Annotated in this window: 17 protein-coding genes and 1 tRNA gene; 7 read left to right on the forward strand and 11 right to left on the reverse strand. The window is 67.8% G+C overall.

Going from position 1 to position 17,140, the window contains the following annotated elements; all coding sequences use genetic code 11:
• Positions 1–23: 23 nt before the first annotated feature.
• The 3 genes from rpsA to aroA all read right to left on the reverse strand — a co-directional run bounded on the left by rpsA (position 24) and on the right by aroA (position 3,921).
• Positions 24–1,727 (reverse strand): 30S ribosomal protein S1, encoded by a 1,704-nt coding sequence (rpsA, locus tag G578_RS0108200; protein ID WP_028793817.1) that lies wholly within the window; start codon positions 1,725–1,727, stop codon positions 24–26.
• 242 nt (positions 1,728–1,969) lie between these two features.
• Positions 1,970–2,596 carry a (d)CMP kinase gene (gene cmk / locus G578_RS0108205; RefSeq protein WP_028793818.1) on the reverse strand — a complete coding sequence of 209 codons (627 nt, stop codon included), beginning with the start codon at positions 2,594–2,596 and terminating at the stop codon, positions 1,970–1,972.
• Positions 2,593–3,921, reverse strand: coding sequence for a 3-phosphoshikimate 1-carboxyvinyltransferase (gene aroA / locus G578_RS0108210; protein WP_028793819.1), 1,329 nt, complete (start codon positions 3,919–3,921; stop codon positions 2,593–2,595). The genes cmk and aroA overlap by 4 nt, the downstream gene beginning before the upstream one ends.
• Before the next feature lie 342 nt (positions 3,922–4,263).
• On the opposite strand from aroA, the gene G578_RS29020 reads away from it, so the two are divergent.
• Together G578_RS29020 and G578_RS0108220 are read left to right on the forward strand one after the other, a co-directional pair.
• Positions 4,264–4,686 (forward strand): TIGR02300 family protein, encoded by a 423-nt coding sequence (locus G578_RS29020; protein ID WP_084618916.1) that lies wholly within the window; start codon positions 4,264–4,266, stop codon positions 4,684–4,686.
• 88 nt (positions 4,687–4,774) lie between these two features.
• Positions 4,775–4,850, forward strand: a tRNA-Ala gene (locus G578_RS0108220).
• 207 nt (positions 4,851–5,057) lie between these two features.
• On the opposite strand, the gene G578_RS0108225 is transcribed toward G578_RS0108220, so the two are convergent.
• The 5 genes from G578_RS0108225 to petA all read right to left on the reverse strand — a co-directional run bounded on the left by G578_RS0108225 (position 5,058) and on the right by petA (position 9,065).
• Complete coding sequence (locus tag G578_RS0108225) at positions 5,058–5,480, reverse strand: tetratricopeptide repeat protein (RefSeq protein ID WP_028793820.1); 423 nt, start codon at positions 5,478–5,480, stop codon at positions 5,058–5,060.
• Positions 5,481–5,486: 6 nt separating this feature from the next.
• A complete protein-coding gene (locus G578_RS0108230; protein WP_028793821.1) occupies positions 5,487–6,374 on the reverse strand; it encodes an S-methyl-5'-thioadenosine phosphorylase in 888 nt (295 codons plus the stop codon).
• A 108-nt stretch (positions 6,375–6,482) separates the two neighbouring features.
• Entirely contained in the window at positions 6,483–7,265 is a 783-nt protein-coding gene (locus G578_RS0108235; RefSeq protein ID WP_028793822.1) for a cytochrome c1, read from the reverse strand.
• Positions 7,265–8,518, reverse strand: a complete 1,254-nt coding sequence (locus tag G578_RS0108240; RefSeq protein WP_028793823.1) for a cytochrome b — start codon at positions 8,516–8,518, stop codon at positions 7,265–7,267. The genes G578_RS0108235 and G578_RS0108240 overlap by 1 nt, the downstream gene beginning before the upstream one ends.
• 16 nt (positions 8,519–8,534) lie before the next feature.
• A complete protein-coding gene (petA, locus tag G578_RS0108245; RefSeq protein WP_028793824.1) occupies positions 8,535–9,065 on the reverse strand; it encodes a ubiquinol-cytochrome c reductase iron-sulfur subunit in 531 nt (176 codons plus the stop codon).
• A 189-nt stretch (positions 9,066–9,254) separates the two neighbouring features.
• Between petA and G578_RS0108250 the strand changes: the two genes are divergently transcribed.
• Positions 9,255–9,707: a tRNA (cytidine(34)-2'-O)-methyltransferase gene (locus G578_RS0108250; RefSeq protein ID WP_028793825.1), complete on the forward strand. Its 453-nt coding sequence runs from the start codon at positions 9,255–9,257 to the stop codon at positions 9,705–9,707.
• A 154-nt stretch (positions 9,708–9,861) separates the two neighbouring features.
• On the opposite strand, the gene G578_RS0108255 is transcribed toward G578_RS0108250, so the two are convergent.
• Entirely contained in the window at positions 9,862–11,265 is a 1,404-nt protein-coding gene (locus G578_RS0108255; protein WP_028793826.1) for a M20/M25/M40 family metallo-hydrolase, read from the reverse strand.
• Between the two features lie 108 nt (positions 11,266–11,373).
• On the opposite strand from G578_RS0108255, the gene G578_RS0108260 reads away from it, so the two are divergent.
• From G578_RS0108260 to G578_RS25400, 3 genes are read left to right on the forward strand one after another with little or no spacing between them, the layout of a single operon-like run.
• Entirely contained in the window at positions 11,374–12,207 is an 834-nt protein-coding gene (locus G578_RS0108260) for a ferritin-like domain-containing protein (protein ID WP_028793827.1), read from the forward strand.
• 28 nt (positions 12,208–12,235) lie between these two features.
• A complete protein-coding gene (locus G578_RS0108265; RefSeq protein WP_028793828.1) occupies positions 12,236–14,044 on the forward strand; it encodes an adenylate/guanylate cyclase domain-containing protein in 1,809 nt (602 codons plus the stop codon).
• Positions 14,034–14,993 carry a D-2-hydroxyacid dehydrogenase gene (locus tag G578_RS25400; protein ID WP_051244334.1) on the forward strand — a complete coding sequence of 320 codons (960 nt, stop codon included), beginning with the start codon at positions 14,034–14,036 and terminating at the stop codon, positions 14,991–14,993. Before G578_RS0108265 ends, G578_RS25400 begins: the two co-directional genes overlap by 11 nt.
• A 159-nt stretch (positions 14,994–15,152) precedes the next feature.
• Here G578_RS25400 and G578_RS0108275 read toward each other — a convergent pair whose 3' ends face one another.
• Positions 15,153–15,617: a DUF3429 domain-containing protein gene (locus tag G578_RS0108275; RefSeq protein ID WP_028793829.1), complete on the reverse strand. Its 465-nt coding sequence runs from the start codon at positions 15,615–15,617 to the stop codon at positions 15,153–15,155.
• A gap of 102 nt (positions 15,618–15,719) precedes the next feature.
• On the opposite strand from G578_RS0108275, the gene G578_RS0108280 reads away from it, so the two are divergent.
• Entirely contained in the window at positions 15,720–16,481 is a 762-nt protein-coding gene (locus tag G578_RS0108280) for an SDR family NAD(P)-dependent oxidoreductase (RefSeq protein WP_028793830.1), read from the forward strand.
• A 108-nt stretch (positions 16,482–16,589) separates the two neighbouring features.
• Here the strand turns inward: G578_RS0108280 and G578_RS0108285 are convergent, their stop codons facing one another.
• Complete coding sequence (locus tag G578_RS0108285; protein ID WP_028793831.1) at positions 16,590–17,036, reverse strand: metallopeptidase family protein; 447 nt, start codon at positions 17,034–17,036, stop codon at positions 16,590–16,592.
• Positions 17,037–17,140 lie beyond the last annotated feature (104 nt).

Raw genomic sequence — 17,140 nt, forward strand, 5'->3', positions numbered from 1 at the left:
GGGGTTTCTAAGCGAAAGGAGACTTATTCGTCGCCCTTAGCCGCCTCTTCGCGCTGCTTCAGCGCGGCACCCAGGATGTCGCCCAGGCTGGCACCGCTATCGGACGAACCGAACTCCTGCATCGCCTTCTTCTCCTCCTCGACCTCACGGGCCTTGATGGAGAGGGTCAGCTTGCGAGTCTTGTTGTCGATATTGGTGACCTTGGCGTCGACCTTCTCGTCCACGGCGAAACGCTCGGGGCGCTGCTCGGACCGGTCACGCGACAGCTCGGCCTTCCGGATGAACCCGGTCATGCCTTCGCCGACGCTGACCTCGATGCCGCCATCGGTGATCTGGGTCACCGTGCAGGTCACGACAGCGCCCTTGCGGACGCCGGCCGAGCCGGCTTCGAACGGATCGGTGGTCAGCTGCTTGATGCCGAGCGAGATGCGCTCCTTCTCGACATCGACGTCCAGGACCTTCGCGCGAACCATGTCGCCCTTCTTGTAGGTCTGGATCGCCTCCTCGCCCGGGGTATCCCAGTCGATGTCGGAGAGATGCACCATGCCGTCGATCTCGCCGGGCAGGCCGATGAACAGGCCGAACTCGGTGATGTTCTTGACCTCGCCCTCGAGCTCGGTGCCCGCCGGGTACTTCTCGACGAAGTCCTCCCACGGGTTGCCGAGGCACTGCTTGAGGCCAAGCGAGATGCGGCGCTTGTTCGGATCGACGTCCAGGATCATCACCTCGACCTCCTGGGAGGTGGAGACGATCTTGCCCGGATGCACGTTCTTCTTGGTCCAGCTCATCTCGGAGACGTGGACAAGACCCTCGATCCCCGGCTGCAGCTCCACGAAGGCGCCGTAGTCGGTGATGTTGGTGACGCGACCGGTGAACTTGGTGCCGACCGGGTAGCGCAGCTCCACGCCTTCCCACGGATCCGCCTCGAGCTGCTTCATGCCGAGGGAGATACGCTGGGTTTCCGGGTTGAAGCGGATCACCTGGACCTTCACGGTCTGGCCGATCTGCAGGGCCTCGGTCGGGTGGTTGATGCGGCGCCACGCGATGTCGGTGACGTGCAGCAGCCCGTCGACGCCGCCCAGGTCAACGAACGCACCGTAGTCGGTGATGTTCTTGACCACGCCCTGAAGGACCATGCCCTCCTTGAGCGAGGCGACCAGTTCGCTGCGGGCCTCGGCACGGCTCTCTTCGAGCACGGCGCGACGGGACACAACGATGTTGCCGCGGCGGCGATCCATCTTGAGGATCTGGAACGGCTGCGGGGTGCCCATGAGCGGACCGATGTCGCGCACCGGGCGGATGTCCACCTGGGAGCCCGGCAGGAACGCCACCGCACCCGACAGGTCGACGGTGAAGCCGCCCTTGACGCGCGAGAAGATCACGCCGGTGACCCGCTCGTTGTCGTTGAACGCCCGCTCCAGCGCGGCCCAGGCCTCTTCGCGGCGGGCCTTGTCGCGGCTCAGCATCGCCTCGCCGTTGCGGTCCTCGAGGCGCTCGACATAGACCTCGACTTCGTCGCCCGGCTTCAGTTCGGCCTTCTGGCCCGGGGCGGCAAATTCCTTCAGCGCGACGCGGCCCTCGGACTTGAGGCCGACATCGATCAGTGCGTGGTCGTTCTCCACCTCGACGACGATGCCTTTGACGACACTGCCTTCGATCGAGGTGACCTGGCCGAACGACTCCTCCAGCATGGATTCGAATTCGTCGGCGTAAGCGGCTTCAGCCATTAGTTCTCCTCAGAAACACGTATACGGACCATGGCCCAAGGCTTCGGGCGGCATGTCCGGTTAGCGGCGGCTTGCGATGTCTGGATCGAATCTCCGTCCGAGGCTGTTTCGGCCATCGGGAAGATAATGTGCCCGATCCTTCGCGGGCGGCCCGACTCTCCTGTGTCGGGCATCGACCGAATTCCGCGGCCGCCGGGTTGGTTGACATATGCCGGTCCTCCATCTCGGAGGCGGTCGGCGCCTTAGCTCGTTCCTGCCGCCTCGATAACGGCGAGCGCACGCTTGAAAACGTCCGACGGCGAGAGATCCGAGGTATCGATCTCGACGGCATCGTCGGCCTTGCGCATCGGAGCATCCGCTCGACCCGCATCGCGTGCGTCCCGCGCCTCAATATCGGCGAGAACGCGCGCATATATACTGGCCTCGCCCCGCTCCTGCAACTCCTGATGCCGGCGCTGCGCCCGCACCGCCGCCGAGGCGGTCACGAACAGCTTCGCCTCGGCCTCAGGGACGACCACGGTTCCGACGTCGCGACCGTCCAGCACGGCCCCGGGCGGGCGGTGGGCGAAATCGCGCTGGAAATCCAGCAGGGCGGCCCGCACGGCGGGGATGGCGGCGACCTTGGAGGAGGCGGCGCCGACCTCGGCCGAGCGCAGGTCGGGGCTGTCCAGGATGGCGGTGTCGAGGGAGCGGGCGGCCCGTTCGGCCGCGGCCGGATCGTCGGGGTCGCCGCCGGCCCGCAGCACGGCGAGCGCCGTCGCCCGGTAGAGCGCGCCGGTATCCAGGTGCGGGTAGCCGAGATGGGCGGCGAGCGATTTGGCGAGCGTGCCCTTGCCCGCGCCGGCCGGACCGTCGATGGCGACGATCATGCGCCGGTCCCGATGGCGGCACCCGCCCCGTTCATCAGCTCCCTGAAGCCGGGGAAGGAGGTGGCGATGGCGGCCTCGTCGTCGATGGCGACCGCATCGGCCGAGACCATGCCCAGCACCAGGAACGCCATGGCGATGCGGTGGTCGAGATCGACCGGGATGGTGGTCCCGCCGGCCACCCCGTTGTCGGCGCCGTGCACCGTCAGGTCGTCGCCGTCCACCTCGACCCGGGCGCCGCAGGCGGCCATGCCGTTGGCGGTGGCCGCGAGGCGGTCGCTCTCCTTCACCCGCAGCTCGTCCAACCCGCGCATGATCGTGGTGCCCTCCGCATGGGCGGCGGCCACGGCCAGGATCGGGTATTCGTCGATCATCGACGGCGCACGCTCCGCCGGAACCTCGATGCCCTTCAGACGGGAGTGCCGCACGACAAGGTCCGCCACCGGCTCGCCGGCCTCGATGCGTTTGTTGGTCAGCTCGATATCGGCTCCCATCTCCAGCAGCGTCTCGAACAGGCCGAAGCGCAGCGGGTTGGTGCCGACACCCGGCAGCAGCAGCTCGGAGCCCTCCACCAGCAGCGCGGCGACGGCCGGGAAGGCGGCGGAGGAAGGGTCGGCTGGGACCACCACCGGTCGGCCGGTCAGCTCCGGCTCGCCGACCACGGTGATGCGGCGGCCCTCGGCGGTGTCCTCCACCCGGACCTCGGCGCCGAAATGGCGCAGCATGGTCTCGGTGTGATCGCGGGTCCATTTCGGCTCGATCACGGTGGTCTCGCCCGGTGCCGCGAGCCCGGCCAGCAGGATCGCCGACTTCACCTGGGCGGAGGCGACAGGCAGGGTGTAGGTGATCGGGGTCAGGGTCTCCGGCCCGGTGACGGCCAGCGGTGGGCGGCCACCCTCGCGGGCGACGATCCTCACGCCCATCTGCGCCAGCGGCGCACCGACCCGACCCATGGGACGGCGGCGCAGGGAGCCGTCGCCGGTGAAGAAGGTGGTGATCGGCTGGCCCGCGGCCGTGCCCATGAGCAGGCGCATGCCGGTGCCGGCGTTGCCGCAGTCGATCACGTCGGCCGGCTCGTCCAGCCCGCCGACGCCGCGGCCGACGACGCGCCAACTTCCCGGACCGAGATGCTCGACGGTGGCGCCGAAGGCGCGCATGGCGGCGGCGGTGGCGAGCACGTCCTCACCTTCCAGCAGCCCCTCGATCCTGGTCTCGCCGACGGAAAGCCCGCCGAGGATCAGCGAGCGGTGGGAAATCGACTTGTCACCGGGAATGCGCAGGGTCCCCGTCAGCGGACGGGCGCGCGACGAGATCAGCGGCTGCGGCATGGGTAGTCTCCGGCGGGCGGTTGGGTCGGAACGGTTCAACTGCGGCCGGTCATATCACGCCCGATTGTCCATCGCGAGCGGCTGCGCGTCCGTCCGGCGTCTCGGCAAAATGGACGCGTTTGGTGCGACGGGGTGCACAGGCCGGCCTTTATGCATTAAACGGAGGGCGGCCTCGGCTTTCCCGGTGTGATCCGGGCGGGTTTTGCGGGCTGCTGTGAAGGCGCATTTGCATCGGTCCGGTCCCGGGCCGGCAAATTTGCCTTTGACATGGTTTGGCTATCGTGGATATTCCCGCGCCACACCGTAAAGGTAGGTTTCTGATGAAGCGACGCGGAGTTGACCGTGGCGAAGCCTGAATGGGGAATCAAGCGGGTCTGTCAGTCCTGCGGCGCTCGGTACTATGACCTTGAGCGTCTGCCGATCGTCTGCCCGGCCTGTGACACGCCATATGATCCGGAAGCGGTTCTGAAGAGCCGTCGCACCCGATCCCTCCCGCCTGAGGAGAAGCCGAAGAAGCGTCCGGTGGACGAAGAGGCGGAAGATCAGGAGACGGAGGACGAGGAGGACGTCGAAGAAGAGGAGGAGGAAGACCTTCTCGACGACGACGTTCCCGTCGATGACGAGGAGGAGGAAAGCGACGTCGTGAAGAAGCGTCCGGTCGTCGATCCGCTCGCCGACGACGATGATGACGACGAGCTCCTCCCGGATGACGACGACGATGAAGAGCTGCCGATCGACGGCGAGAATGACGACGAAACTAAATGATTTTTTGTGCCGCTAACCTCTTGATCATCGAAGACCGAGGGGATAGATAAGCGGCCTCCGGCGGCACCCAGAGCCGCCAGCGAGATACGGGGCCATAGCTCAGCTGGGAGAGCGCTACAATGGCATTGTAGAGGTCAGGAGTTCGATCCTCCTTGGCTCCACCAACCGGGGCCCCTTGGGAAACCAAGGGGCCCCGACTCGTTTCTTTGCCCAGGTTCTCTTTTCATCGTCATCCCGGCGAACGACGGGCTCGACCCGGAGGTCGACCGGGACCCGGTTGACCGTGCAGGCAGGTAGGTCCCGGCCCGGCCCCGGATCAAGTCCGGGCCCGTCCGGGATGACGGTTTAGAGAAGGGGGAGTGAGCGGACCGCTACCGCCGGGCGTGGGCGACCAGTGCCTCGCGGGCGCCGATATGCTTGGGGTCCAGGGCCAGACACTGGCGCCAGCACACTTCGGCGTCCCCGATGCTGTCCAGCTCCTCGAAGGCGCGGCCCAGCCCGTACCAGGCCTCTGGGTTCACCGGGTCCACGTAGATCGCCCGGCGCAAAGCATCGACGCAGTGGCTCCACCACCCGGCCTTGGCGCAGACCTTGGCCAGGTGGAAGAGATAGGCGTATTCCGCCGGTTCGATGACCAGGGCGCGGCCGATCAGCTCGGCCGCCTCGTTCGGCCGGTCGTTGTCCAGCGCCATCACGGATTTGACGTTCAGCGTGCGCGCGCCGTCGGGCGTGTCGGCGGTGACCCGGTTGTAGAGCCCCTCCAGCCGCCCGATTCCGTCGCCACGTCCCGCCATGACCGCTCAGCCCTTCAGCACGCGTCCGGCGACCGCGTCCAGCTTGGCGACCATCTCCGGGTCGCGCGCCTCGGGATGGGTGATCAGCGCGAACTCCAGGGCGTGATCGCCGCCCTGCGCGTCGACCAACGGCCGGTCGTAGATCTTCGGCGCCACGGTCTTGACCAGGGAGCGGGCGTTGTCCGCGTTGGCGGTCAGCACCTTGACCACGGCCTCGACGGTGACGTGATCGTGGTCCGGGTGCCAGCAGTCGTAGTCGGTGACCATGGCGACGGTGGCGTAGGGGATCTCCGCCTCGCGGGCGAGCTTCGCCTCCGGCATGTTGGTCATGCCGATCACGTCGGCTCCCCACGACCGGTACAGGAACGACTCGGCCTGGGTGGAGAACTGCGGGCCCTCCATGGTCACGTAGGTCCCGCCGCGGGCATAGGGGAGGCCGAGCTGCTTGCAGGAAGCCTCCAGGGCATCCATGAGGCGGGTGGAGACCGGATGGGCCATCGACACGTGGGCTACGCAGCCGGTGCCGAAGAAGGTCTTCTCGCGGGCGAAGGTGCGGTCGATGAACTGGTCGATCAGCACGAAATGGCCGGGCGCGTATTCCTCCTTCAGCGAGCCGACGGCGGAGACCGAGATGATGTCGGTCACGCCGGCGCGCTTCAGGGCGTCGATATTGGCGCGGTAGTTGATCGTCGTCGGACTTAACCGGTGACCGCGGCCGTGGCGCGGCAGGAAGACCAGCGGCTGGCCGTCGAGCTCGCCGAACAGGAGCTCGTCCGACGGCTCGCCGAAGGACGAGGTGACGGTCTGCCAGCGGGCGTTCTCAAGGCCGTCGATATTGTAGACGCCGCTGCCGCCGATGACCGCGACGAGGGCCTTGCGTGTTTGACTGCTCATGTCCGTCCCGTTCCGAATGTCTGTGCCACAGGTATACCGCGCCGGGCCCGGAACGCGAAAGGCCGCGGACGAACCGCGGCCTCTGCAATTGCCTGATTGTGCCGGCGCTTAGTGGACGTCGGCCCAGATCTTCCGCTTGGTGGCGTAGAGCAGGCCGGTGAAGACCAGCAGGAACAGCAGCGTCATGACGCCCGCCCGCTTGCGCTCATCCATCTCCGGCTCCGAAGCCCAGGCGAGGAAGGCGGCGACGTCCGCCGCCTCCTGCTCGATCGTGCTCGGGGTGCCGTCCTCGTAGGTCACGTCGTCGCCGTAAAGCGGCTTGGCCATGGCGATCTGGTGACCCGGGAAGTAGGCGTTGTAGTTCATACCGGCCATCAGGTTGAAGTCGGCCGGCGGCTCGGTATAGCCGATCAGCAGGGCACGCACGTAGTTGGCGCCGTCCGGACGGGCCTTGACGATCAGCGACAGATCCGGCGGATAGGCGCCGCCATTGGCCGCGCGGGCCGCCTGCTCGTTCGGGAACGGCGAGGCGAACCTGTCGGACGGCTTGCCCGGCCGCTCGAACATCTCTCCGTCGTCGTTCGGGCCGTCGGTCACGCTGGCTTCGGCCGCGATCGCCTTGACCTCGTCCTCGTTGTAGCCGAGGTCCTCGAGGTTGCGGTACGCGACGTAGCTGAGTGCGTGGCAGCCGGCGCAGACGTTCTTGTAGACCTGGAAGCCACGCTGCAGCGCGCCGCGGTCATATGTGCCGAACGGGCCGCTGAACGACCAGTCGTGCTGCGGCAGATCGATCGCCTCTCCCGCGGCCGAAGCCGGGGTGGAGAGAGCGAAGGACCAGGCGCCGGCCGCGATCGCGACGGCCGCGATGGTGGTGGTGAGACGCGCGATCATCAGACTTTCTCCCTCGGTGCGGCGGTGGCTGCAGCGAATCCGCCCCCGGCGCCAAGCACCGGCTCGCTGATCGACTTCGGCAGCGGCTTGGGCGTCTCGAAGATGCTCAGGGCCGGCAGAATGATCAGGAAGTGGATGAAGTAGTAGGCCGTGGCGATCCGGGAGAGGATCACGTAGATGCCCTCCGCCGGCTTGCCGCCGAGATAGGTCAGCGCCACCACGTCGACCACCAGGATCCAGAAGAAGATCTTGAAGATCGGGCGGAACTGGCCGCTGCGCACCGGCGAGCGGTCGAGCCACGGCAGCACGAACAGCACGGCGATGGCGCCGAACATGAACAGCACGCCGCCGAGCTTGTCGGGGATCGCACGCAGGATCGCGTAGAACGGCAGGAAATACCACTCGGGCACGATATGCGCCGGCGTCACCAACGGATTGGCCGGGATGTAGTTGTCCGGGTGGCCCAGGAAGTTCGGCGCGAAGAAGATGAAGGCCGAGAAGAAGATCAGGAACACACCCAGTCCGAACGCGTCCTTGATCGTGTAGTACGGATGGAACGGGATCTGATCCTTCGGGCCCTTCACGTCGATGCCCAGCGGGTTGTTCGACCCGAAGCGGTGCAGCGCGACGATGTGCAGCACGACCACGCCGACGATCACGAACGGCAGCAGGAAGTGCAGCGAGAAGAACCGGTTCAGGGTCGCGTTGTCGACCGAGAATCCGCCCCACAGCCAGGTGACGATCGACTCGCCCACCAGCGGGATCGCCGAGAACAGGTTGGTGATCACAGTGGCGCCCCAGAAGCTCATCTGGCCCCACGGCAGCACGTAACCCATGAACGCCGTCGCCATCATCAGCAGCAGGATGACCACGCCGAGCATCCAGAGGATCTCGCGCGGCGCCTTGTAGGAGCCGAAATACAGGCCCCGGAAGATGTGGATGTAGACGACGATGAAGAAGAAGCTGGCGCCGTTCATGTGGATGTAGCGGATCAGCCAGCCGTAATTCACGTCGCGCATGATGCGCTCGACGCTGGCGAAGGCGTAGTCCACGTGCGGCGTGTAGTGCATCGCCAGCGTGATGCCGGTGACGATCATGATCACCAGGGCGATACCGGCCAGCGACCCGAAGTTCCACCAATAGCTCAGGTTCTTCGGGGTGGGGTACTCATGCAGCTCGTGGTGCATGAAGGTGAAGACGGGGAGGCGGTGGTCGATCCACCGCACCACCGGATTTGAGAAATTCGCAGCCATGCTCCGGCGCTCCCTCTTAACCGATACGGACGACGGTGTCGGAAATGTACTGATATTCCGGCACGGCGAGGTTCAGAGGCGCCGGGCCTCGGCGAATGCGGCCCGACGTGTCGTAGTGCGAGCCGTGGCACGGGCAGAACCAGCCGCCGAAATCGCCCTTGGGGTCGGACACGCTCTGGCCGAGCGGCACGCAACCGAGGTGCGTGCAGACGCCGACCATCACCAGATACTCGGGCTTCTCGGCACGCTCGGCGTCGGTCTGCGGATCGCGCAGGTCGTCGAGCGGAACCTCGCGCGCCTCCTCGATCTCCGCGGGCGTGCGATGCCGCACGAACACGGGCTTGCCGCGCCAGGTCAGCGTGACCGACTGGCCTTCCGCGACTGTCGAGACGTCAAATTCGATGCTGGCGAGCGCCAGGGTGTCAGCGGCCGGGTTCATCTGGTCGATGAACGGCCAGGCGACGCAAGCCGCGCCCACCGCGCCTACGGCGGTGGTCGTGATAATCAGGAAGTCGCGGCGGGAGTCGCCTTCGTGGGTTTCGGCCATGGTTCTCCACTCGTCTTATGTGGCGCTCGACGGGTTTCCGGCCCGCGTGCCGGATCGTCAGGCACTATCGACCAATGGCGCAGGAACGCAACGCGACCCGCTGTCGCAAATACCTCCGCCCCGATCCGGCATGCGTATAGCGCAGAGGTTTGCCTTTTGCAAAGCATCGCGAGGCGTTTAGATGCGGCTATGCGCCTCGTCCTGTACCAGCCCGACATCCCCCAGAACGCCGGAACGATCCTTCGGCTTGCCGCCTGCCTCGGTGTCGGCGTGGATGTGATCGAGCCCTGCGGCTTCGTATGGTCGGAGGGCCGGATGCGCCGTGCCGGCATGGATTACCTGGAATTCGCCGCGGTGCGACGGCACAGCTCGTGGGACGCGTTCCTGGCCGCGCGGGAACCGGGACGGCTGGTCCTGGCGACCACGAAGGGCGCGGTGACGCTCCCCGACGCGCGGTTCGACGCGGAGGATCATCTTATCCTCGGCCGCGAGAGCGCCGGCGTGCCCGACGACGTGCACGCGGCGGCCGATCTGGCGGTGAAGGTGCCGATGGTGGCTGGTGCGCGGTCGCTCAACGTGGCGGTGAGTGCGGGGATCCTGCTGTCCGAAGGCCTGCGTCAGACCGGCGGTTGGCCGGGGTAGGGGCACGGTCCCGGCCCGCCCCCGGATCAAGTCCGGGGCTGTCCGGGATGACGATGCGGGGAAGACGCGGATCCCAAACCCGTCATCCCGGTCGCTCCCCGGACTTGATCCGGGGGCGGACCGGGACCCGGTGCCCCGGTCCGCCGACGTTACGTCACTTTCCCGGGAAACCCTCGCCCAGGTCCCAGAACAGGCCGGTCATCATCTCCAGCCCCTCGCGCATCAGATGCGGCAGCACATGCTCGTTCGGGGCGTGCTGGGAGCAGCCGGTATAGCTGTGCGGCACCCAGATCGTCGGCATGCCGATGCCGTTGAGGAAGATGTCGTTCGGCAGGGAGCCGCCGGCGTTGGGGATCACCGTGACCGCCTTGCCGGTGGTCTTCTCCATCGACGCGACCGCCCACGGCACCGCCGGGTGGTCCGGATCGAGCCGCGAGGCGCGCAGCATCGACATGCGGGCCGGCTCCACGGTGATGTCGCCAAAGCCGTTGGCTGCCAGATGCTCGCGGATCGTCGGCAGGAAGACGTCCGGGTCGGTGTCGACCACGAAGCGGATCTGGCAGATCGCCTCGGCGAAGGGCGGCACGGCGTTCTGCGGCTTCTCCGGGTCGCCGGTGATGAAGGACAGCACCTCGAAGGTGTTCCAGCCGAACACCTTCTCCGCCAGGGTCAGCCCCGGCTCGCCCCACCACGGGTCGATCTCGGGATCGTCGGGACCGGAGACGACCTTCACGTGGCCGAGTGCGTCGCGCACAGAGTTCTTGATCTGCGCCGGCTTCAGGTCCGGCAGCAGGATCTTGCCCTCGCGGCCGACGATGCCGGTCAGCGCGTGCATCAGCACGATCGCCGGGTTGGCCAGCAGGCCGCCCCAGTTGCCGGAATGGTGGCCGCCCTCGCGGTATTCCAGGCGGAAGCGGATGTTCAGCCCGCCGCGGGTGCCGAGCTTGATGTCCGGCCCGTCCGTCGAGAAGCGCGGCCCGTCCGACGCGATCAGCAGGTCGGCGGCGAGCATCTCCTTGTTGTCGCGGCAGAATTCCGCCAAGCCCGGCGAGCCCATCTCCTCGGCCATCTCGATCAGGAAGGTGACGTTGTAGCCGAGCTTGCCCCGGGTCTCGAGGACGTGGCGCATCGCCTCCATGTTGATGGCGTGCTGGCCCTTGTTGTCGGCGGTGCCGCGGCCGTACCAGCGCTCACCGGACGGCGTGTCTGCCACCTCAAGGCGCCATGGGTTGCGGTCGTCGGCCCAGCGGCCTTCCTCGCCCGGTACCGTGTCGCCGTGGCCGTAGCAGAACAGGGTCGGCAGGCTCGGATCCTCGATCCGCTTGGCGACCAGGAACGGCGCGCGGTCGAGCAGCGTGTTCTGATGGATCTCGACGCTGAAGCCCATCGCCTCGAAGCGCTGGCGCATCAGCCGGTCCAGATAATCCATCAGATCGGCGCGATGCTCCTCCTCGCGGCTCGATGTCTGAACGGCCACCCGTTCGGTCAGTTCGGTGCGGAAACCGCCCGTGTCGAAATACTCCCGCACCGCATCGAGCGCGGCTTCACGCGTAGTCATAGGGACTCACCTCTGCATTGGATAAACGCCCTAGTCGGGGCTTGGGTGTGAGCATAAGCGTCGCGGCGGGTGCACGGAATACGCAGTCGCGCTACATCATGTCCCGCCATGGAGTTCTCCGATCTCAGCCAGGCCGCCGTCGCGGTCCTCCGAACCGCCGATGCCCGGGCGAAGGCCGAGCTCGGCCGTCGCGCCGCGGCAGCCTGGCGGTCCGGCGCGCTGCCCTTTGCCTATTCCGTCTTTCCGCCGGACCGGCCGGGTCGGCCTGAGGAGCCGCCGTTGCTGCCGCCCAGGCGGGTTAAGAAGCGCAAGATCACTGCCGAGACGCGCGGCCGGGTGGCCCTGCTGCACGCGCTGGCGCATATCGAGCTGAACGCCATCGATCTCGCCTGGGACGCGGTCGCGCGGTTTCCCGACGCCGGCTTCCCGCGCGCCTATGCGGACGACTGGGTGCGTGTGGGGGACGAGGAGTCGAAGCATTTCCTGCTGATCGCGGACCGCCTGGAGGCGCTGGGATCGCGCTATGGTGCCCTGCCGGCCCATGACGGGCTGTGGCAGGCGGCGGTGGAGACGGCGGACGACCCCCTGGCCCGCCAGGCGGTGGTGCCGCTGGTTTTGGAGGCGCGCGGCCTGGACGTCACCCCGCCGATGATCGCCAAGCTGCGCGAGGTCGGCGACGATCCCTCTGCCGACATCCTGCAGGTCATCCATGACGACGAGATCGGCCATGTGGCCGTCGGCAAGCGCTGGTTCGACCATCTGTGCGCGGAACGCAAGCTGGAGCCGGTCGCCACCTGGCAGGCGATCGTGCGCGCCCGGTTCCGCGGCGGGGTGAAGCCACCGTTCAACATCCCGTCGCGCGAGGCGGCTGGGTTCGACGCGGCCTTCTACGGTCCGCTCGGCGATGAGTATCTCGACAGCCAGCGGGGCGCCGCCGAGTGAGGAGAGGCCCGTGAAGAGCCATTCGCCCATGAAAAGCCACACGATTGTGTGGGAGTTCGATCAGCCGCCGGACGTGATATGGCCGCTGTTCGCCGATACCGGGCGTATCAACGAGGCGGCGGGTCTTCCCAAGCATCGGATCCGCGAGGTCGAACAGGCCGACGGCACGGTCCGGTTCTTCGCGGAGGCCAAGGCCGGTCCGTTCACCCTGGCCTGGGAGGAGATTCCGGTCGAATGGGTGACCGATCGCTGGTTCCGGCACGAACGGCGGTTCTCCCGCGGCCCCCTGGCCGTGCTGATCGCAACCGCCGAGTTCGAACCGACGCCGGGTGGATGCCGCTGCATCTACCGCATGGAAGCGGCGCCGGCCAATCTGATCGGCCGCCTGTTGCTGGCGACCCGCTTCTTTGACGACGCCGGGAAGAATTTCGACAGGCTTGTGGACGATCTTCGCCGGTTCGCGGCGGGAGCCAGCAAGCGCCCCTTTCTGACCAAGCGGGTGGCGTTGGACCAGGCGCGTGCGCTGCGCCTGGAGCGGATTGTCGCCGAGATCAATGCCAGCCCGAACGGGCACGGCCTGGGGACCCGGCTGGCCGACTACGTTCTCGACGCGCAGGAAATGGATCTGATCCGGATGCGTCCGCGCCGGCTCGCCCGGGAGTGGGGAGAGGAGGACCTGCCGGTCATCGAACTCTGCCTGGAGGCGGTCCGGGACGGGTTGCTGGAATCGCGCTGGGACCTGCTCTGTCCGCGCTGCCGCGGCGCCAAGCTCTCCGCCTCGTCGCTCGATCAGGTTCCCGAGACCGCCCATTGCGACTCCTGCAACATCACTTACGACCGCGACTTCTCCCGCAACGTCGAGCTCAGCTTCCAGCCGGCCCCGGCGGTCCGGCCGGTACAGGACGGCGAGTTCTGCCTGTTCGGGCCGATGTCGATGCCGCATGTGATCCTGCAGGTCGCCCTGGACCCGGGGGAGAGCCGGACCGTCCCGGCCGATCTTGCGCCCGGCGCCTACCGGTACCGCACACTGGAAACCGGCGGACAGTGCGACGTGGCGATCGACGGGCCGGCGCCGCAGGTGATCGTGAACGGGGCGGTCGTCCAGGCCGGCGAGCCGTCGGCGCCCGGCACCGTGACGCTGGAGAATCAGGGCGACGCGCGCCGCACCCTGGTGGTGGAGTCCCGCGCCTGGGTGGCCGACGCGCTGACGGCGCACGAGGTCACCACCCTGCAGGCGTTCCGGGACCTGTTCTCCAACGCCGTCCTGCATCCGGGCGATCAGGTGTCGATCGCCCAGATTGCCCTGATGTTCACCGATCTGAAGGGATCCACCGCGCTGTACGAACGGATCGGCGACGCCAGCGCCTACCATCTGGTCCGCGAGCACTTCGCCTATCTCGGCCGCATCGTGCGCGGCCACCGGGGGGCCATCGTCAAGACGATCGGCGACTCGGTGATGGCCGCCTTCGCCGAGCCGGCGGATGCGGTGCGTGCCGCGCTTGACGTGCAGCAGGGTACCGAGGCGTTCAACCGGGACCAGGGCGGCGAGGCGATCTCCATCAAGATCGGCGTTCATGCCGGCGCCAGCATTGCTGTCACGCTGAACGACCGTCTGGACTATTTCGGCTCCATGGTGAATCTGGCCGCCCGGGTCCAGGGGCTCGCCGCCGGCGGAGAGGTGGTGGTGAGCGGCCAGCTCGCCCAGGACCCGTCCGTCGCCCCGCTGGTGGCGGAGGGTCGGCGCGAGCGCGCACGGGTGCGGGGCATCGCCGAGCCGGTCGAGGTCGTGAGGCTTCCCGGCGATCCAGTTGTTGAGGAGAAGACGAATGGCGGATAAGCCGCTGATGCTGCTGTGGACCGACGGCGCGCCGATCTATGTGGAGGCGCTCGCCGCCGCGGGGTTGGGCGACCGGCTCCGGCTGGAAGGGATCGACCGGTCCAAGGCACCGAGCGACGCGCACAAGGCGGAGGCCGAGATGATGCTGGCCTGGGGCGCGCCGGCCGGGCTGCTGGCCGAGATGCCGAAACTGCGCTGGGTGCAGACCACCACCGCCGGTGTGGAGGCCTGGCTGTCCCGCCCGGACCTGTCCGATGGCCTGCTGCTGACCGCGGCCAAGGGCGTGCACCGGGTGCAGATGCCGGAGAACATCCTGGCCGCCCTGTTCCATGCGACAAAGCCCATCGCCGCCGCCGCCATCGACCAGCTTTCGTCGACCTGGACCCGCCGGGTCGCCGTGCCGCTGGCCGGCCAGACCCTGGGCATCCTCGGCCTCGGCACCATCGGCGCGGAGCTGGCCCGCAAGGCGGCCGCGCTGGAGCTGCGGGTGGTCGGTGTGCGCCGCTCGCCGGGCGAGGTCGAGCATGTCGACACCGTCTACGCGCCGCAGGACATCGACCGGATGCTGGCGGAGTCCGATTTCGTGCTGAACCTGCTGCCGGTGACGCCGGAGACCGTGGACTTCATGAACGCCGAGCGTTTCGCGGCGATGAAGCCGGGGGCGTGGTTCCTCAATTTCGGGCGCGGCGCGACGGTGGTCGATGCCGACCTGATCGCCGCCGTGACCGGCGGTGCCATAGCCGGGGCGGTGCTCGACGTGTTCCGGCAGGAGCCGCTGCCGAGCGACGACCCGTTCTGGACCACGCCGGGGATCAGCGTATGGCCGCATGTGGGCGGCCTGCATCCGGACCGCGACGCCATCGTCGCCGGGCTGGTGGTGGAGAACACGGCCAGATATCTCGACGGCCGCGCGCTGCTGCACCAGGTCGACCGCGAGCGGGGGTACTGAGGCGCTCGATCCTCTCCATGTCGTCTTCCCGGCCCTGAGCCGGGACCGAGCCCAAAGCGTGTTGGAGCGTTTCAGGATGATCCCCAACGCTCCATCATATCCCTTGCCGGGACCCCGGCGCACGGCCGGGGAGACGAGAGGAGGGAGCTGTTTCGGTATTTACGCGAGCACCTTGATCAAACTCGCCCCCAGGCTCGCCACCGCGATGGCCGAGAGGACCTTCCGCAGTACCCCGTACCAGGCCGGGAACCACCCCAGCGCCGTGGCCGAGCGGTCGACCATGAACGCCGCGACCAGCCCGCCGATCAGGATCACGAGCGCCAGGTCCGGCTTGGCGAAGGCGGCGACCCAGGCCAGCAGGCAGGGCGTCACGCTCCAGGCCAGCGGCCGCCACAGCGCCTCGCCCTCCATGCCGCCCTCTATCCCGCCGCCCAGCGCCCGGCCCCAATGCACCGCGCCGAGGAAGGAGAGGATCACGCAGCCGTAATAGACCTGCGCGTTCAGCACGACCCAGTCCCAGGGCGTCTCCAGCACCCAGACGCCGGCCGCCCCGGCGATAAAGGGCAGGGCGCCCGCGAACCCGAGTGTTCGGGCGGGGGTCGGGATATCGCTCAGGGTCGCCATGGGGTCTGGGTCTCCATCTCATGCGGCGTGGCTCGTGCGGTCCGCCGCGATCTGATATCACCGGTGCCGCGTGAACAGATAGACCGCGACCGGAGGAAGACGATGGATCTCAAGGGCAAGGGCGCATTGGTGACGGGCGGCGGCAGCGGCCTCGGGGCGGCGACGGCGCGGGCGCTGGCGGCGCGCGGGGCCAAGGTGGCGCTGCTCGACGTGAACCTGGATGCCGCCAAGGCTCTGGCCGACGAGATCGGCGGGCTGGCGCTGTCCTGCGACGTCGCCGACGCGGCCTCGGCCGAAGCGGCGGTGGCGCAGGCGGGCGAGGCCCATGGTGCGCCCCTCGTGCTGGTGAACTGCGCCGGCATCGCGCCCGCCAAGCGTATCGTCGGCCGCGACGGGCCGATGGGTCTGGCCGATTTCAAGAAGGTGATCGACGTCAACCTGGTCGGCAGCTTCAACCTGATCCGCCTCGCCGGCGCGGCCATGGCCGGCAACGAGCCGGACGGCGACGGCCAGCGCGGGGTCATCGTGTCGACCGCCAGCGTGGCCGCCTTCGAGGGGCAGATCGGCCAGTCGGCCTATGCCGCGTCCAAGGGGGGCGTGCATTCGCTGACCCTGGTGGCGGCCCGCGAGTTCGCCCGCACCGGCATCCGGGTCTGCGCCATCGCGCCGGGGATCTTCGGCACGCCGATGGTGCTCGGCATGCCGCAGGAGGTGCAGGACAGCCTCGCCGCCCAGATCCCGTTCCCCTCGCGCCTCGGCAAGCCGGAGGAGTTCGCCCGGCTGGTGGAGAGCATCGTCGACAACCCGATGCTCAACGGCGAGACGATTCGGCTGGATGGGGCGATCCGCATGGGGGCGAAGTAGGGGCGCCGCGCCTCCACCCATCCCGTCATCCTGACGCATGTCAGGATCTGGGCTCGGTCCGTCGGCGTGGGCGGCTTGATCCTGAAGCGAGTTCAGGACGACGGGTATTTATGCCCGCCCGGCCGGGGCATTGGTCTCTTCCTCTTCGGCCAAGCGCTCCAGCTCTTCCATCTCGCTGTCGCTGTAGCCGTAGTGGTGGCCGATCTCGTGGATCAGGACGTGGCGCACCACCGAGTAGAGGTCGTCGCCGCTCTCGATCCAGTAGTCGAGGATCGAGCGGCGGAACAGGAACACCCGGTCGAGATCGGCCGGCGTCTCCCCCGTCGAGCGGTGACCCAGCGGCACCCCCTGGTACAGGCCGAGCAGGTCGAACGGCGTCTCCAGGTCCATGGCCTCGCAGATCTCCTCGTCGGGGAAGTCCTCGACAAGGATCGCGAGCCCGGAGAGCGGCTTTAGCAGCTCCTGGGGAACGTTCGACAGGGCGTCTTCCGCCAGCGCCGCCATCTGGTCGATGGTGGGGGCGAGGATTCCAGGACGGGCTTTCTGTGCGCACATGAGCGCAGCTATAACCGCTTCCGCGGCACAGGGAAAGTTTGCCGCACCGCGGGGACGGGCTGATAGGGTTGTACCCGTGCCGAAGCGTCTCAATTTGTGCGGTG

The organism is Thalassobaculum salexigens DSM 19539, assembly GCF_000423805.1.
GTDB lineage: Bacteria > Pseudomonadota > Alphaproteobacteria > Thalassobaculales > Thalassobaculaceae > Thalassobaculum > Thalassobaculum litoreum.